This window comes from Escherichia sp. MR, assembly GCF_005280595.1.
Taxonomy (GTDB): Bacteria; Pseudomonadota; Gammaproteobacteria; order Enterobacterales; family Enterobacteriaceae; genus Escherichia; species Escherichia ruysiae.
Genome location: NZ_SZVK01000138.1, coordinates 1 through 342, shown reverse-complemented (window position 1 = coordinate 342; position 342 = coordinate 1). Strand labels below are relative to the sequence as shown.

The 342-nt window shown below is 46.5% G+C and carries 1 tRNA gene; it reads left to right on the top strand.

Annotated elements, in window-relative coordinates:
* The first annotated feature begins 118 nt into the window (after positions 1-118).
* A tRNA-Glu gene (locus tag FC814_RS22620) sits at positions 119-194 on the top strand.
* The last annotated feature ends 148 nt before the right edge of the window (positions 195-342 follow it).

Genomic DNA, 342 nt, shown 5'->3' with positions numbered 1-342 from the left:
CGTAGGGGAACCTGCGGTTGGATCACCTCCTTACCTTAAAGAAGCGTTCTTTGAAGTGCTCACACAGATTGTCTGATAGAAAGTGAAAAGCAAGGCGTCTTGCGAAGCAGACTGATACGTCCCCTTCGTCTAGAGGCCCAGGACACCGCCCTTTCACGGCGGTAACAGGGGTTCGAATCCCCTAGGGGACGCCACTTGCTGGTTTGTGAGTGAAAGTCACCTGCCTTAATATCTCAAAACTCACTTACGAGTGATGTTTGAGATATTTGCTCTTTAAAAATCTGGATCAAGCTGAAAATTGAAACACTGAACAACGAAAGTTGTTCGTGAGTCTCTCAAATT